General features: G+C 73.9%; 12 protein-coding genes. 2 read left to right on the top strand and 10 right to left on the bottom strand.

The genetic code is table 11. The features are described 5' to 3' along the window. Positions 1 to 10 precede the first annotated feature (10 nt). Positions 11 to 373, top strand: a complete 363-nt coding sequence (locus ACLWS4_RS28885; protein WP_049659481.1) for a DUF952 domain-containing protein — start codon at positions 11 to 13, stop codon at positions 371 to 373. Between the two features lie 18 nt (positions 374 to 391). Here ACLWS4_RS28885 and ACLWS4_RS28890 read toward each other — a convergent pair whose 3' ends face one another. The 10 genes from ACLWS4_RS28890 to ACLWS4_RS28935 all read right to left on the bottom strand — a co-directional run bounded on the left by ACLWS4_RS28890 (position 392) and on the right by ACLWS4_RS28935 (position 13,589). Further along, complete coding sequence (locus ACLWS4_RS28890; protein WP_049659479.1) at positions 392 to 1,399, bottom strand: helix-turn-helix domain-containing protein; 1,008 nt, start codon at positions 1,397 to 1,399, stop codon at positions 392 to 394. Between the two features lie 335 nt (positions 1,400 to 1,734). Further along, positions 1,735 to 3,093: a pseudouridine synthase gene (locus ACLWS4_RS28895; protein ID WP_416875658.1), complete on the bottom strand. Its 1,359-nt coding sequence runs from the start codon at positions 3,091 to 3,093 to the stop codon at positions 1,735 to 1,737. A 62-nt stretch (positions 3,094 to 3,155) separates the two neighbouring features. After that, entirely contained in the window at positions 3,156 to 3,749 is a 594-nt protein-coding gene (scpB, locus tag ACLWS4_RS28900) for an SMC-Scp complex subunit ScpB (protein ID WP_416875666.1), read from the bottom strand. 242 nt (positions 3,750 to 3,991) lie between these two features. Continuing rightward, positions 3,992 to 4,912: a segregation and condensation protein A gene (locus ACLWS4_RS28905; protein WP_416875659.1), complete on the bottom strand. Its 921-nt coding sequence runs from the start codon at positions 4,910 to 4,912 to the stop codon at positions 3,992 to 3,994. Between the two features lie 375 nt (positions 4,913 to 5,287). Further along, positions 5,288 to 5,851, bottom strand: coding sequence for a hypothetical protein (locus ACLWS4_RS28910; RefSeq protein WP_074004691.1), 564 nt, complete (start codon positions 5,849 to 5,851; stop codon positions 5,288 to 5,290). A gap of 41 nt (positions 5,852 to 5,892) precedes the next feature. Beyond that, complete coding sequence (locus ACLWS4_RS28915) at positions 5,893 to 6,960, bottom strand: ParA family protein (protein WP_369808367.1); 1,068 nt, start codon at positions 6,958 to 6,960, stop codon at positions 5,893 to 5,895. Positions 6,961 to 7,385: 425 nt separating this feature from the next. Further along, complete coding sequence (ald, locus tag ACLWS4_RS28920) at positions 7,386 to 8,501, bottom strand: alanine dehydrogenase (RefSeq protein ID WP_049659955.1); 1,116 nt, start codon at positions 8,499 to 8,501, stop codon at positions 7,386 to 7,388. 261 nt (positions 8,502 to 8,762) lie between these two features. Then, on the bottom strand, positions 8,763 to 10,949 hold the full coding sequence (locus ACLWS4_RS28925) for a tetratricopeptide repeat protein (RefSeq protein WP_416875660.1): 2,187 nt from the start codon (positions 10,947 to 10,949) through the stop codon (positions 8,763 to 8,765). Between the two features lie 217 nt (positions 10,950 to 11,166). Further along, on the bottom strand, positions 11,167 to 11,814 hold the full coding sequence (locus ACLWS4_RS28930; RefSeq protein WP_049658738.1) for an NUDIX domain-containing protein: 648 nt from the start codon (positions 11,812 to 11,814) through the stop codon (positions 11,167 to 11,169). Between the two features lie 95 nt (positions 11,815 to 11,909). Beyond that, positions 11,910 to 13,589, bottom strand: coding sequence for a CTP synthase (locus ACLWS4_RS28935; protein ID WP_375875575.1), 1,680 nt, complete (start codon positions 13,587 to 13,589; stop codon positions 11,910 to 11,912). Between the two features lie 716 nt (positions 13,590 to 14,305). Between ACLWS4_RS28935 and ACLWS4_RS28940 the strand changes: the two genes are divergently transcribed. Next, the gene (locus tag ACLWS4_RS28940; protein WP_416875661.1) at positions 14,306 to 16,303 is read left to right on the top strand and encodes a glycoside hydrolase family 15 protein; all 1,998 of its coding nucleotides are present in this window, start codon (positions 14,306 to 14,308) and stop codon (positions 16,301 to 16,303) included. Positions 16,304 to 16,309: the final 6 nt, after the last annotated feature.

Raw genomic sequence — 16,309 nt, forward strand, 5'->3', positions numbered from 1 at the left:
AAAAGGAACCATGATCCTCCACCTCGCCCCCCTGGACGACTGGCTGTCCGACCCCGGCCGCCCGTACGCCACCGCGTCGCTGCTCACCGACGGGTTCATCCACTGCTCGGCGGACGAGCGGACGGCGCTCGCGGTGGCCAACGCCTTCTTCTCCGACACCCCCGACCCGCTGATGGCGCTGCTGATCGAGGAGTCGCTGGTGGAGCCGATGGTGAAGTGGGAGGCCCCGCACGGCGCCCCGCCGCCGGGTGCCACTCCGGGCGTGCTGTTCCCGCACATCTACGGGCGGCTGAACCGCACCGCCGTGGTCGGCCTGGAGAAGGTCGAGCGCGGCCCGGACGGCCGCTGGGCCTCGCTCAGCCCCTGGAGCTGACGGAGCCTCCCGTCCCCGCTACAGCCACCCCCGCTCCCGGGCCGCCATCCCGGCCTGGAAGCGGGTGGTGGCGCCCAGCGAGCGCATCAGGCTCTGGAGGCGGCGCTGGGTGGTCCGGGCGCTCCAGCCGAGCGACCGGGCGATCGACTCGTCGGTGAGCCCGGCCGCCAGCAGGCCCAGCAGCTTGCGGTGGTCGGTCTCCGGCTCCGACCCGGCGTCCTCGGTGCCGACCGCCGCCTGCAGGCGGACGGCCCGCTCCCACTCCGCCTCGAACAGCGTGTCCAGCGCCTGGAGCAGCGCCGAGGGGTGGATCACGTACGCGGCGTCCAGCACGCTGTCGCCGACGCTGATCGGGATGATCGCCATCCGGTCGTCCGAGATGATCATCTTCATCGGCAGCGTCGGCCGGACCCGGGCCTCCTCGCCGTCCTCGACGCCGACCAGGATGTTCTTCTCCAGCCGCCCCGGCCAGGCCACCGCCTCCCGGTCGTAGACCGTCCGGAACTTCACGCCCTCGCGCAGCCGCCGCCGCTGCAGGGTCAACGGCGCCACCGGGTCCTGGATGTACGGCGGGCGGTCGAAGCCGCGCACCTGGTACTGGCTGGTCTCGGTGATGTGCTCCAGCCGCTGGGCGATCGCCTCGCCGCCGGTCAGCACCTCCACCGAGTGCGCCGGGTCGGTGTACCGCGAGGCCTCCCGGAAGGCGTCCATCAGCCGGTGCATCTCGGCCCGGGCGTAGCGCAGCTCCGACTCCCGGTGGCCGATCAGGGTGCCGATCGCGACGTCCGGGGGGACGGGCAGGTAGCGGTGCCGGTCCACCGGCGCCCGGGTGGCCATGCCCTGCTGCGCCAACCGGTCCAGGGCCCGCACGCTCTGCTGGAACGTCAGCCCGCAGCTCTCCGCCAGCTCCTCCGCCGTGGACTGCGGGCTGGCCACCAGGGCCGCGTAGACCTGCCCGTCCGGCTCCGCCAGTCCCAGCGCGCCGAGGGCCTGTCCGCCGGCCCGCCCCAGTGCTGCATCGGACACGACGCCCTCTCCCCCTGCTCGCCCGTTTCCGTCGGCCGCTCCCGCCCCGACCCGCGCACCCCGTGCTGGCGCAGTCCCGCCACCGGGCGGGGCGGCGCTCCGGTGGCCATCCTCGGCCACGGATCATGGCGCTGACAAGGCCGTGACCAGCGGTTGCGTCCCGGCTCACACGACCCGTCCGAAACGTGGACATCCGCCCCCGGACATCCCCACAGCACATCCGCACCGGGCGTCCGCGCACGGACGCCCGCACGCCGACCCGACCCCGCCGCGGGAACGCCGGAGCCCCCGGCCGCACCACGTGCGACCGGGGGCTCCGGTGGAGCGGACGGGGCCTACAGGCCGACCTCGCGCATCAGCTGGCCGACCTCCGGGTTGGTCAGGCGGCGCAGCCAGCCCGACTTCTGGTCGCCCAGGGCGATCGGGCCGAAGTGGGTGCGCACCAGCTTCTCGACCGGGAAGCCGGCCTCGGCCAGCATCCGGCGGACGATGTGCTTGCGGCCCTCGTGCAGGGTCACCTCGACCATGTAGTTCTTGCCGATGTTGGAGATGACCTTGAAGCTGTCGGCGCGCGCGTAGCCGTCCTCCAGCTCCACGCCCTGGGCCAGCCGCTTGCCCAGGTCGCGCGGGATCGGGCCCTGGATCGCGGCCAGGTAGGTCTTGGTCACGCCGTAGCGCGGGTGGGTGAGGCGGTGGGCCAGCTCACCGTGGTTGGTGAGCAGGATGATGCCCTCGGTCTCGGTGTCCAGGCGGCCGACGTGGAACAGCCGGGTCTCCCGGTTGGTCACGTAGTCGCCCAGGCACTGGCGGCCGTCCGGGTCCTCCATGGTGGAGACCACGCCGGCCGGCTTGTTCAGCGCGAAGAACAGGTACGACTGGGTGGCGACGGTCAGGCCGTCCACCTTGATCTCGTCGTTCTGCGGGTCGACCCGCTTGCCCTGCTCGGTGACGCGCTTGCCGTTGACCTCGACCCGGCCCTGCTCGATCAGCTCCTCGCAGGCGCGGCGGCTGCCGATGCCGGCCCGGGCCAGCACCTTCTGGAGGCGCTCGCCCTCGGGCTCGCCGAAGGTCTTGGGCAGCTTGACGGCCGGCTTGTCGTGCCGGGCGAGGACGGCGTCCTCGATCTTGGCCTGGAGCTCGCGGGAGCGCTGCGGCTGACGGCGCGGGTCGCCCGGGGCGCCCTGGCCCTCACGGCGCGGGCGCGGGGCCGGGCTGGGGCGCCGGCCGGCGTAGCCGCCGCGGGCCGGGGTGGCGTTGGGGCCGCCGCCGTACTCGGGGCGGTCGTACCGGCGCTCCTCGGGCCGCAGCGGGCGGTCCGGGTAGCGGCGGTCGTCCCGACGGTCGTCCCGACGGCGGTCGTCGCGCCGGTCGTCACGGCCGAACGAGCCGCCGCGCGAACCCGCGCTCGAACCCGAACCGCCACGGCCGCCGTAGGAGCCGCCGCCACTGCCGCCGCCGTACGAGCCGCCGCGCGAACCCGCGCTCGAACCCGAGCCCGAACCGCCACGGCCGCCGCCGTAGGAGGAGCCGCCACCGCTGCCGCCGTACGAACCCCCGCGCGAGCCCGAGCCGCCGCGGCTACCGCCGCCGCCGCTGCCGCTGCCGTAGGAGGAGCCGCCGCCCCGGCCCCCGCCCTGTCCGCCGCGACCGCTACCGCCGCCGCTGCTGTTCCTGCCGTTGCCACTGCTACGCATCAAAGTGTCCGTACGTCGTTCCGTCTGGGATGTGCGGTCGTTTCGGCCGACCTCACCGCCCCCTACCGATCGGGCCCGGCCCGACCGGCCTCGCCACTGCCGTCCGCGGCCTGCGCGGCAGCGGCGGCGACCGCCTCCGCGATCATCGTGCCCTCCAGGGACTCCGCTTCCACGTCGTCGACCTCGGGCAGGAAGGGAGCGAGCTCCGGCAGCTCGTCCAGGCCGCGGAGCCCCATCCGTTCCAGGAAGTAGTTCGTCGTCCGATACAGGATCGCACCTGTTTCGGGCTCGGATCCGGCCTCTTCCACCAGTCCTCGCTGTACCAGGGTACGCATCACGCCGTCACAGTTCACACCACGGACGGCGGAAACCCGGGATCTGGACACCGGCTGCCGGTAGGCGATCACCGCCAGGGTCTCCAGTGCGGCCTGGCTGAGCCGGGCCTGCCGGCCGTCCAGGAGGAAGCGGTCGACGGCCGCGGAACAGGTGTCCCGGCTGTAGAACCGCCAGCCGCCCGCGACCAGTCGCAGGTCGAAACCGCGGCCGTGGGCCGTGTACTCGGCGGACAGCTCGCGCAGCGCGGCCGCCACCTCGGCCCGGGGCCGCTCCAGCACCCCGGCCAGCCGCTCCTCCGCCACCGGCTCGTCGACGACCATCAGCACGGCCTCCAGGTCGGCCCGCAGACCGGCGTCGGCGGGCCCCTCCGCACCGGAGGCCGGCGGGGCCGACTTCTGGTGCACGACGACCGCCCCGGCCGGCTCCACCGGCCCGACCGGCCCCGCGGGCTCCACCGGGTCCGGCAGCAGCGCGAAGGCCGGCTCCAGCCACTCCTCGGCCCTCGGCCGCCCCGGCATCCCCAGCGGGCGCCGCACCGGCCGCCCGCCCTCGTCCCGTCCGCTCATCGCCGCCGACCCTCCTCGACCCCGCCGTCTCCGCCGACCCCGCCGTCTCCACCGGCCTCACCGGCCGGCCGGTCGAACTCGTCCGTCACCTCGACCGCGCTCCGCCCCTCCTCGGCCACCCAGCGCACCAGCAGCTCGCCGAGCGCCTCCGGCTGCTCGAAGGCGAGCACCCGTTCCCGGTACAGCTCCAGCAGCGCCAGGAAGCGGGCGACCACCACCAGGTCGTCCGGCGCGTCCTCCACCAGCCGCCGGAACGAGGCCTCGCCCAGCTCGGTGAGCAGTCCCACCACCAGGGAGGCCTGCTCCCGCACGCTCACCGGCGGGGTGTGGATGTGGTCCACGTACACGACCGGCGCGGGCCTGGGCTCCATCGCCTTGGCCGCCAGCTCGGCCAGCCGCCGCGGCCCGATGCCGAGGACGACCTCCGGCAGCAGCTCCGCGTGCCGGGGCTCCAGGGCGGCGGTCCGGGGCCGGCGCAGCAGCTCGGCCGCCCAGCGTTCGCCGAACAGCGCCGCCGCCCGCTTGTACGCCCGGTACTGGAGCAGCCGCGCGAACAGCAGGTCACGGGCCTCCAGCAGGGCCAGGTCGGCCTCGTCCTCGACCTCCGCCACCGGCAGCAGCCGGGCGGCCTTGAGGTCGAGCAGGGTTGCGGCCACCACCAGGAACTCGGTCGCCGCGTCCAGGTCCCAGTCGGGGCCCATCGCCCGGATGTGCGCCATGAACTCGTCGGTCACGGTGGCCAGCGCCACCTCGGTGACGTCCATCCGGTGCTTGGCGATCAGGCTGAGCAGCAGGTCGAAGGGGCCTTCGAAGTTGTCCAGCCGTACCCGGAAGCCGCCCCGCGACTCGTTCTCGGTCGCGCTCGCGGCGGTGGTGCTGGCGGTGACGGTGGCGGCTGGTCCGGCGGTTCTGGGCATGACGGTCCATCTTCACCCGTCCCCGCCTCCGGTCCGGCCCGGGGGCCGACCGACACGCCGTGCCATCCGCGCCCCGGACCGGCGCCCGCCCGGCGCTCCGCCGGCGCTCACCGGCCCGTACGAGCCCCTCCGCACGCACCCGTCCCGTCGAACAGGCCACGGTGGGTCCCCCCGGGCCCCGGGAACGCCCCTGCGGCGCCCGACACGGCCCTCCGGCACTCGGGACGTCGCCGGCCCTCCGGCCCGCCTCCCGCGGGCCTCCTGCCACCCTTGCGGCGCCCTGCGGCGCCCGACACGGCTCCGGCGGCCTCCCCACGCCGGGCCCGCGGCCCCCCTCGACGCCCGGCGCAACCGCCGACCGCCCTTCCGCGCCGCCTACCGGCCGCGCAGCCGCCGCACCAGGATCGAGGCCTCGCCCCGCTGCTCCAGGTCCGCCAGGACGACCGCGATGGCCTCCCGGACGATCCGCCCGCGGTCCACGGCCAGGCCGTGCTCGCCGCGCAGCACCAGCCGGGCGTGCTCCAGGTCCATGAGCTCCTCGGCGGACACGTACACCGTGATCTTCTCGTCGTGCCGCTCGCGCCCGCTGGGCCGGCGCGGCGCGCGGCCGCGCGGCCGGGCACGGCCGGCGGCACCGGACGGCTCCTCGGCGGCGCCCTGGTGGGTGCGGGCCGCCGGGGCGGCACTGCGGCCGCCCTGGACGGCCTGCCCGGCCGCGGCGACGCCTGCGGCGGGCCCGACGCCCGCTCCGGACCGCTGCGCGGGCGCCGGCACCGAGGCGCCCGCCTGCTGCTCCGGCGTCACCTGCCGGTCGTCCTGGGCGCCCTGGGCGGCCTCGGTGCCCTCGGCGCCGTCCGGTCGGCCGTTGACGGTCCGCGCGGTCTCCGGTCTGGATGCCTCGGCGGCCGGACGCGGCGCGAGGGAGGGCGACAGCGCCATCCCTCCCGTGGTCCGGAACAGCTCGTCGGCACCCGGGAGACTCACTCGGCGGGGCGGCACCGGTCGAGCACCTCCCTGGCGAGCTGGCGGTAGGCGGCGGCACCGACCGAGTTGGTCGCGTACGTCGTGATGGGCTCGCCGGCGACGGTGGTCTCCGGGAAGCGCACGGTCCGCCCGATGACGGTGTGGAAGACGTGCTCGCCGAACGCCTCGACGACGCGTGCCAGCACCTCGCGGCTGTGCACGGTGCGCGAGTCGTACATGGTGGCCAGGATGCCGTCCAGGCGCAGGTCGGGGTTGAGCCGCTCGCAGACCTTCTCGATGGTCTCGGTCAGCAGCGCGACACCGCGCAGCGCGAAGAACTCGCACTCCAGCGGGACGATCACGCTGTGAGCGGCCGTCAGCGCATTGACCGTCAGCAGGCCCAGCGAGGGCTGGCAGTCGATGATGACGTAGTCGTAGTCGGGCAGCAGCGGCTTCAGGGCGCGCGCCAGCGCGGACTCCCGGGCCACCTCGCTGACCAGCTGCACCTCGGCTGCGGAGAGGTCGATGTTGGACGGCAGCAGGTCCATCCCCGGGACCGCCGTCTTCAGCAGCACCTCGTCGGCCGTCAGGCCCCGCTCCATGAGCAGGTTGTAGACGGTGACGTCGAGCTCCATCGGGTTGACGCCGAGGCCGACCGAGAGCGCGCCCTGCGGGTCGAAGTCGACGAGCAGCACCCGGCGGCCGTACTCGGCCAGCGCCGCGCCCAGGTTGATGGTCGACGTGGTCTTGCCGACGCCGCCCTTCTGGTTGCACATGGCGATGATCTGGGCGGGGCCGTGCTCGGCGACCGGCGCGGGGATCGGGAAGTACGGCAGCGGACGGCCGGTCGGGCCGACCCGCTCGCGGCGCTGGCGCGCGGCGTCGGGGGCCAGCGTGGCGGCGTACTCCGGGTCCGGCTCGTACTCGGCGTCCGGGTCGTCGTAGGCGCCGTAGGCGAACTCGCCGTAGGCCAGGCCGTAGGCCGCCAAGTCGGCGTCGTGATCGGTCACCGTGGTCACCTGTGCTGTGTTCTGGCGTGCTTCGAAAGTACGGAGTGCGACCGAGCCGACCTCGGCCGAGCCCACGGAGGGCTGCCGGGCCCCGGGCTCCTCACTCGGCTGGCCGGCGGTGAGCGCCGCCAGTCCTGGCTGACCACCCCCGGGAGCAATTGTCGACTCATTCACAAGTCGTCTTACCTCCTTGGGCATCCAGGACTCTATGTCGATTCGTCAGCGTGGCAGCATGCCGACGGTTTGCGACTCTAGGCCGTTCAAGGCGTTCGCAGCAACACAATCCACGGTAGTGGGCAGGATGTGTCGACTATCGAGCGGGCTGCTGTCAAGGGATGAGCGGGTCACCGGCCCCAACGTTTCTGCGGGCGGGTGACGTGACCGACAGATATTGACGACAGAGCGACCTACCCGATCCACCCGCCGTTCACGGGCACGGCGAAGCCCCCGGCCCGAAGGGATCGGGTCGGGGGCGAACGACCGCCAGGCGGTCAGGGGGTTCAGGCGAGCACGCTCTCCAGGGAGACCGACTCCAGGCCGAAGGCCTCGGCCACGGCCGGGAAGGTGATCTGGCCCTCGTGCACGTTCAGGCCCTTGGCGAGCGCGGCGTCGCGGCGCAGCGCGTCCTTCCAGCCGCGGTTGGCCAGCTCCAGCACGTACGGCATGGTGGCGTTGGTCAGCGCGTAGGTGGAGGTGTTCGGGACGGCGCCCGGCATGTTGGCCACGCAGTAGAAGACCGAGTTGTGGACCTTGAAGGTCGGGTCGTCGTGCGTGGTGGCGTGCGAGTCCTCGAAGCAGCCGCCCTGGTCGATGGCGATGTCGACGAGCACGGAGCCCGGCTTCATGCGGGAGACCAGCTCGTTGGTGACCAGCTTCGGGGCCTTGGCGCCCGGGATCAGCACGGCGCCGACCACCAGGTCGGCCTCCAGGACGGCCTTCTCCAGCTCGAAGGAGTTCGAGACGATGGTCTTGACCTTGGTGCCGAAGATGCGGTCGGCCTCGCGCAGCTTGTTGATGTCGCGGTCCAGCAGGGTCACCTCGTAACCCATGCCGACGGCGATGGTGGCCGCGTGCCAGCCGGAGACGCCGCCACCGATGACGACGGCCTTGGCCGGGTGGGTGCCGGGCACGCCGCCCGGCAGGGTGCCGCGGCCGCCGGCCGGACGCATCAGGTGGTACGAGCCGACCTGCGGGGCTAGGCGGCCCGCGACCTCGGACATCGGGGCGAGCAGCGGCAGCGCGCCGTTCGACAGCTGCACGGTCTCGTACGCGATGGCGGTGGTGCCCGAGGCGATCAGCGCGTCGGTGCCGGCCCGGTCGGCCGCCAGGTGGAGGTACGTGAAGAGGGTCTGGCCCTTGCGCAGCCGGTGGTACTCGGAGGCGATGGGCTCCTTGACCTTCAGCAGCAGGTCAGCGGTGGCCCACACCTCGTCGGCGGTGGGGAGGATGGTGGCGCCGGCGGCCACGTACTCCTCGTTCGGGATCGAGGAGCCGACACCGGCGTTGTCCTCGATGTAGACCTCGTGTCCGTTGCGGACCAGCTCATGCACGCCGGCGGGCGTGATGGCCACGCGGTACTCGTGGTTCTTGACCTCGCGGGGGATGCCGACCTTCACGGCTAAACACGTCCTCTTGCCATGGGGGTCCCGACCGGAGAAGACCGGTGGGCGACGCGCACGTGGGGAAGCCTCCGGGACAGCCCGGGGCCGGGATCGCTGCGCGACTGAGTTCGAGTGTAATGAAGCCCAGGCGGCGTGTCAGCCTTCCAAAGTGAATAAATTTTCCGAACACATTGGCAGATTCGTAGGCTTCCCCTGCGACTTACCCACCAAAGACGTCGTAACCGGGCACTTCCGACAATACCTCCGAAAGGCCCATCACCACCCGGCGTCGACGCGTTCCCGCAGGTCCGCGAGGGCGCCCCCGACGGCCTCCAGGCCCCGCTCGTCGCCCAGCCGGCGCAGCACCGCGAGCGCGGCCCGGTACTCCCGGTCGGCCTCGTCGAAGCGGCGCTGCGCGGTGTGCGCCTCGGCCACCCGGGCGAGCAGCCGGGCCTCGGCCGCGTGGTCCCCGAGCGCCTGCCGCAGGCCGAGCGCCCGGCCGTACCAGTCGGCGGCCCGCACCGCGTCGCCGAGCGCCCGGTGGCAGTTGGCGGCGCTCTCCAGGGCCCGGGCGCAGAGCGGTTCGTCGTCGGCCCTCCGGGCGTGCTCCAGGGCGGCCCGGTAGTGGGCGGCGGCCTGCTCCCAGCGGCCCGCCGAGGCCTGGAGGTCGCCCAGGTTGAGCAGCGCGGCCGAGGCCCGGCGGGGCCGGCCGTTGCGCTCGGCGACGGTCAGCACCAGCTCGTGCAGCCGGTAGAGGTCGGTGGGGGCGGCGGCTCCGGTCAGCGGCAGGGCCCGCAGCAGCGCGGTGACCAGCCGCCCGGCCGATCCGTCCAGGTCGCCCTGGCCGATCGCGTCGGCCACCGCGCCGAGCAGCAGCTCCCGCTCGCCGAGCAGCCACTCGCGGGCGTGCGCGGCCGAGCGCAGCCGCAGCGGGGCGGGCAGCGGGTCCTGGCCGGAGCCGGGGCCGGCCGCCGGGTCGAGCAGCGCGCGGGCCGACTCGGTGAGCCGGACCAGCCGCTCCAGCAGCCGGGCCCGGGCCAGCTCGGTCTCGGTGGGCCGGTCCTCCTGCTCGCGCAGCCGGACCAGTCGGGGGTAGAGCCGCCCGGGCACCCGGTAGCGCGGGGTGCCGTCGGCGGTCGGCGCCTCCTCGCCGAGCAGCTCCCGCTCGGCCAGCGCGGCCAGCGTCGCGGCCGCGTCCGGCACCGGGCAGCCGACCAGGGCGGAGGCGGTGCGCGGGTCGGCGGTCTGCGCCGGGGCCAGGGTGAGGGTGCGCAGCATCCGCGCCTGGGCGGCCGGCAGCCCGCGGTACAGCAGGCTGAACGCGCCGAGCAGCGGATCGTTGTCGGGGACGGGCACCGGCTCGGCCGGCTCCGGGCCGGGCTTCACCCAGGCCGCCGGGTCACCGGCCGACTCGGTCACCGCGGCGGCGGCCGCGGCGGGCTCACCGGCCCGGCCCTCCGCCGGCTTCCCCGGGGCCGCCTTCCCCGAGGGGCCCCGAGCGGCCCCGCCCGGCCCGGCCGCTCCGGCGGGCCCGGCCGAAGGGGCGCCGGAGGCCTTGGCCGCCCGCTCCCCCTCCCTCTTCTTCGGCGCCCTCCCCTTCTCCTTCTCCTTCTCCTTCGACGAAGCAACCGCGGCGGCCTCGCCGCCCGCGGCCGGCTCCGCGACGGCCCCCGTGACCGCCGTCTCCTCCCCCACCACCCGGTTGAGCTCGCGCGCCGCCTCCGTGACCGCGATCTTCGGGTTCCCGCGCAGCCACCCCGCCATCAGCCGCAGCGCGGCCGGTCGGGAGGCGCAGGCCTCGGCGAGGTCCGCCCCGCCGACCGGGTCGCAGGAGATCCGGGTGCCGCCGACCAGGTCGGCCAGCAGCTCGCCGGAGGCCTGCCGGTCCAGCCCGCCGAGGATCACCGGGTCGATGTCCTCGATCCCGGTGAGCGGCCCGGCCGTGGTGGCGAGCACCAGGCAGCCGGGCTCGTCGGCGAGCAGCGGCCACACCTGCCCGGCGTCCCGGACGTCGTCCAGGACGAGCAGCACCCGCAGCCCGGCGAGCGCCTCGCGCAGCGCCACGCAGCCCGGCTCGTCCCGCCCGTCCTCGCCCGTCCCGGGCAGCGGCACGGCGGTCTGCGGGTCGAGCTGCTCCAGCAGCAGCCGGGCGGCCCGGGCGGGCGCCACCCGGCCGCCGTCCGGGGCGGACAGCCGGACGAACAGCACGCCGTCCGGGTAGTCGGCGGCGACGGTACGGGCGAAGCGGGCGGCCAGTACGGTCCGTCCGGAGCCGGGGCGCCCGGCCAGCACCAGCACCGGGCAGCGCCCGCTCGCCGGGCGGGCGGCGGCCGCCCGCAGCGCGGCCAGTTCGGCGCGCCGCCCGACGAACAGCGTGGGTGCGGCCGGCAGCCGCTCCAGGCCCGGGACGGCCCCGGCGGGCGCGCCGGGGCCGGGGTCCATCGTCGCCGTCTTCCTCGCCACCCGTGCCACTCCCGACGTCATCCCGCGCTCGGCATCCGACACCCGGCTTCCGGTGCCCGGCCTCCGGAGTTCAGCGGAGGCGGCCCGGGACGGGCGCCCTGTCTGCGAAGCGTAGTTCGACCGTCCGGCTCAGCCGAGGTGACATCCGGTCGTACGAATCCGCAAATCACCCCAACGACTCAACGACCGGCGGCCGGCCGTCCCCCGAGCGGCCGACTCAGGCCTCGAAGGGGCGGGCCGGCCAGGGCGAGTCCGCCGGGCGCAGCGCGTCCAGCCCGTCCGGGCCGGTGAGCGCGGCGTGCACGGCGAGGGTGCCGGTGACCAGGGTCGGGTTGTGCAGCTTCCCGGCCTGGATCAGCCGGATCAGCTCCGGCACCGGCACCCAGGCGACCTCGATCTCCTGCTCCTCGCCCTCGGCCGCGTAGCGCTCGCCCTCGGCCGGCGCCAGGTCGGTGGCGAGGAACATCCGCAGCGCCTCGTCGGTGCCGCCCGGGGAGGTGTAGTAGTCGGCGAGGATCCGCCAGGTGCCGGCCTTGCAGTACGCCTCCTCGTACAGCTCGCGCTGCGCGGCGTGCCACGGGTTCTCGCCGGGCACGTCGAGCAGGCCGGCGGGCAGCTCCCACAGCCGCTGGCGCACCGGGTGGCGGTACTGGCGCAGCACCAGCACCCGCTGCTCGTCGTCCAGGGCGAGCACCGAGACCGAGCCGGGGTGGGTCTGGTAGTCGCGGCGGGCCCAGCTGCCGTCGGGCATCCGGACCTCCTCGCTGCGGACCCCGGTGACCTTGCCCTGGAAGGGCGTCCCGCCGGCCCGGACCTCCCACTCCTCGGCCACGTCGGCGATCCCCTGGCGGCTCTGCTCGTCCATCGCTCTCCCCTTTTCGTCAGTACGACACAATCTAACGCCGAACGGCGGCCCCGCGGGAATCGCGGAGCCGCCGTTCGGTGAACGACCGGGGAGGACTACTCGGAGACCGCGGTCTTGATCTCGATGGCCGCCTTGACCAGGCCCGCGAACAGCGGGTGCGGGCGGGTCGGGCGGGACTTCAGCTCCGGGTGGGCCTGGGTGGCCACCAGGTAGGGGTGCACCTCGCGCGGGTACTCGACGTACTCGACCAGGTCGCCCTTGGGAGAGAGGCCGGAGAACTCCAGGCCGGTCTTCTCCAGGTCCGCGCGGTAGGCGTTGTTGACCTCGTAGCGGTGGCGGTGGCGCTCCTCGACGTACTGCTCGCCGCCGTAGACCTCACGGACGATCGAGCCCTCGGCGAGCTTGGCCGGGTACAGGCCCAGGCGCATGGTGCCGCCCAGGTCGCCCTTGCCGTCGACGATGGCCAGCTGCTCGGCCATCGTGGAGACGACCGGGTGCTTGGCGGCGGCGTCGAACTCGGTGGAGTTGGCCTCGGGCAGGCCGGCCAGGTTGCGGGCCGCCTCGATGACCACGCACTGCAGGCCCAGGCACAGGCCCAGCAGCGGCACCTTGTTCTCGCGGGCGAAGGTGATCGCGCCGACCTTGCCGTTGACGCCGCGGTCGCCGAAGCCGCCGGGGATGCAGATCGCGTCGACGTCGCCGAGCTGCGCCCGGGCGCCCTCGGGGGTCTCGCAGTCGTCCGAGGTGACCCACTTGATCTCGACCCGGGCGTTGTTGGCGAAGCCGCCGGCGCGCAGCGCCTCGGTCACCGACAGGTACGCGTCCGGCAGGTCGATGTACTTGCCGACCAGGGCGACCTTGACGATGTGCTGCGGCTCGTGGACGCGGCGCAGCAGGTCGTCCCAGGTGGTCCAGTCGACGTCGCGGAACGGCAGGTCCAGACGGCGCACCACGTACGCGTCCAGGCCCTCGCCGTGCAGCACCTTGGGGATGTCGTAGATCGACTTGGCGTCGATGGCCGCGACCACGGCCTCCTCGTCCACGTCGCACATTAGGGAGATCTTGCGCTTGATCGCCTGCGGGACCTCACGGTCGGCGCGCAGCACGATCGCGTCGGGCTGGATGCCGATGTTGCGCAGCGCGGCGACGGAGTGCTGGGTGGGCTTGGTCTTCAGCTCGCCCGAGGGGCCGATGTACGGCAGCAGGGAGACGTGCACGAAGAACACGTTGTCCCGGCCGACCTCGTGGCGGACCTGGCGGACGGCCTCCAGGAACGGCAGCGACTCGATGTCGCCGACGGTGCCGCCGACCTCGGTGATCACGACATCGACGTCCTCGGTCGCCATCCGGCGGATCCGGGACTTGATCTCGTTGGTGATGTGCGGGATGACCTGGACGGTGTCGCCCAGGTACTCGCCGCGGCGCTCCTTGGCGATGACCGTCGAGTACACCTGGCCGGTGGTGACGTTCGCCGAGCCGTGCAGGTTGGTGTCCAGGAACCGCTCGTAGTGACCGATGTCCAGGTCGGTCTCGGCGCCGTCGTCGGTGACGAACACCTCACCGTGCTGGAACGGGTTCATGGTGCCCGGGTCCACGTTGAGGTAGGGGTCGAGCTTCTGCATCGTCACGCGCAGGCCGCGGGCCTTGAGCAGCGCGCCGAGGCTGGAGGCGGTCAGCCCCTTTCCGAGCGAAGAGGCGACACCCCCGGTGACGAAGAGGTGCTTGGTCGTCACGGCGCGGCCGTTCGCTGCCTTGCCGGAATGGGGCTGTGCCAAGAGGGGGCTCCCGTGGGTCGCGTGTCGAAGCAGACGTGGGCGGGAGGCTCGGGGTTCGCCGTGACGGGAGGCCGGCTCGGTGCGCGGCGCTCACTGGGTCGTCGGTTCGGCTGGTCCGGGGCGTTTGATCCCGCCGGTCCACGGGATACCAGGGTATCAGTGACGCGACCCGGACGCCGATCGAGGCACGCGCACCGCGCCGGGAGCGCGCGCGGGGCGCACGACCGGCGCATCACACGCCACAGGTTTCACACCGGTCGCACAACCCCCCGGACCGGGCCAGAGCGCGGTGTCCGTCCGGACCATCCCGGCTCCCCCTGCCGGGCCAGGCGGAGGTGATCCTTCCGGACCATCCTGCGCCGCGCCCTCGCGATGCACGGCATTTCCGCCGAATTGCGGCGCCACACCGGGCTGCGTCCGCGTGCTTCGCCCCTTTCGTCCGTCGTAAGCTGCTCGGACGCATCGCCGACAGCACGAGCACGCGGAGGGCGTGGGAGGGTCAGGACACTCCCGGTCCCCGATGCGCGACCGGACCTCCCCGTATTCCCGCTCATCCCCACCCACTCCAGGGGCTCGACCGAGCCCCGCGGACACTCCAGCAAGGCCCGCCACCACCCCCGGCAGGCCGGACGTCCCGGGGTGGACCTCCGGCCCCGCAGACCGCTCGCTCCCTCCGCTCGCCGATGCCCTGACCACATTGCGAACTGGAGATCCACGTGGCCGGCCGTATCGAGGACTACGCACTCATCGGGGACATGCAGACCGCTGCCCTGGTCAGCAGGGACGGGGCGGTGGACTGGCTCTGCCTTCCCCGCTTCGACTCGCCGGCCGTGTTCGCCGGCCTGCTCGGCACCGATGAACACGGCTTCTGGCGGATCGGCCCGGCCGAGGCCGTCGTCACCTCGGTCCCCCTCCCCGCGACGGCCCCGGCCCCCTCGCCCGCACGGGTCCGCATCACCGAGACCGCCGACCTGCGGGTGCCCCCGCCCACCGCCGCCGCCCCGGCCGTGCCCGCCGACCGCCGCCGCTACCGGGGCGACTCGCTGATCCTGGAGCAGGAGTGGGACGCCCAGGGCGGCACCGTCCGGGTGATCGACTTCATGCCGCCGCGCCCGCTGGCCGGCAAGGACGCCGTCCCCCAGGTGATCCGGATCGTCGAGGGCGTCTCCGGCACCGTGCGGATGCGCTCCGCACTGCGGATGCGTTTCTCCTACGGCCGGGTGGTGCCCTGGGTGCACCGCGTCGAGCAGGCCGACGGCGGCCACCGCACCGTCGCCGTGGCCGGCCCCGACTCGGTCTGGCTGGACGGCAGGGCCGAGACCTACGGCCGCGACCTCACCACCTACGCCGACTTCACCGTCACCGCCGGGGAGCGGATCGCCTTCGCCCTCACCTGGCAGGCCTCCCACCTCGACGCGCCCAAGGCCCCGGACGCCGAGGGCATGCTCGACGCCACCGCCGACTTCTGGCACGACTGGGCCGACCAGTGCACCTACCAGGGCCCCTACCGCGAAGCCGTGATCCGCTCCCTGATCACCCTCAAGGGCCTCACCTACGCCCCCACCGGCGGCATCGTCGCCGCCCCCACCACTTCCCTGCCCGAGGACATCGGCGGCGAACGCAACTGGGACTACCGCTACACCTGGCTGCGCGACGCCGCCATCACCCTCTCCTCCCTGCTGCGCACCGGCTACCGCGACGAGGCCAAGGCCTGGCGCGAATGGCTCCTGCGCGCCGTCGCCGGCGACCCCGAGAACCTCCAGATCATGTACGGCATCGCCGGCGAGCGCGAGCTCACCGAGTCCTCCCTCGACTGGCTGCCCGGCTACGAGGGCTCCCAGCCCGTCCGCATCGGCAACGGCGCCGCCGGACAACTCCAACTCGACGTCTACGGCGAGGTCGTCGAAGCCCTCCACCTCGCCCACATGACCGGCCTCGTCCGCAACGACCACGCCCACCAGCTCCAACTGCGCCTCATCGACTACCTCGAGGACCACTGGCAGAACCCCGACGAGGGCATCTGGGAGGTCCGCGGCCCCCGCCGCCACTTCGTCCACTCCAAGGTCATGGCCTGGGTCGCCGTCGACCGCACCATCAAGCTCCTGGAGCAGACCCCCGAGGACGAGCCCACCGGCGGCCACCTGGAGCGCTGGCGCGCGCTGCGCGACACCATCCACGCCGACGTCTGCGAGAAGGGCTACGACCCGGAGCGCAACACCTTCACCCAGTACTACGGCGGCAAGGAACTGGACGCCTCCCTGCTGCTGATCCCCCAGGTCGGCTTCCTGCCCGCCGACGACAAGCGCGTCATCGGCACCATCGAGGCCATCCAGCGCGAACTGTCCACCGAGGACGGCTTCGTCCTGCGCTACCCCACCCACGACGAGTCCGGCAACAACGTGGACGGCCTCTCCGGCCACGAGGGCGCCTTCCTGGCCTGCTCGTTCTGGCTGGCCGACGACCTCGCCATGATCGGCCGGGTCCAGGAGGCCCGCGAGCTGTTCGACCGGCTGCTCGCGCTGCGCAACGACGTCGGCCTGCTCGCCGAGGAGTGGGACCCGCGCCTCAAGCGCCAGGTCGGCAACTTCCCCCAGGCCTTCAGCCACGTCCCGCTGATCGACACCGCCCTGCGGCTGACCGCCTGCGGCGCGGCGTACCTGTCCGCCCAGCCGGACGGGCCGGCCACCGACCGGGCCGAGCGGGCCACGGTCTAGGTCCGC

Origin of the sequence: Kitasatospora sp. SC0581, assembly GCF_048159585.1 — a bacterium.
In the GTDB taxonomy this organism is placed as follows: Bacteria; Actinomycetota; Actinomycetes; order Streptomycetales; family Streptomycetaceae; genus Kitasatospora.

Coding starts and splice junctions, on each gene's coding strand:
- ACLWS4_RS28905 (WP_416875659.1), bottom strand. CDS start 4,912: ATGCCCAGAACCGCCGGACCAGCCGCCACCGTCACCGCCAGCACCACC.
- ACLWS4_RS28910 (WP_074004691.1), bottom strand. CDS start 5,851: ATGGCGCTGTCGCCCTCCCTCGCGCCGCGTCCGGCCGCCGAGGCATCC.
- scpB (WP_416875666.1), bottom strand. CDS start 3,749: ATGGTCGTCGACGAGCCGGTGGCGGAGGAGCGGCTGGCCGGGGTGCTG.
- ACLWS4_RS28930 (WP_049658738.1), bottom strand. CDS start 11,814: ATGGACGAGCAGAGCCGCCAGGGGATCGCCGACGTGGCCGAGGAGTGG.
- ACLWS4_RS28895 (WP_416875658.1), bottom strand. CDS start 3,093: ATGCGTAGCAGTGGCAACGGCAGGAACAGCAGCGGCGGCGGTAGCGGT.
- ACLWS4_RS28885 (WP_049659481.1), top strand. CDS start 11: ATGATCCTCCACCTCGCCCCCCTGGACGACTGGCTGTCCGACCCCGGC.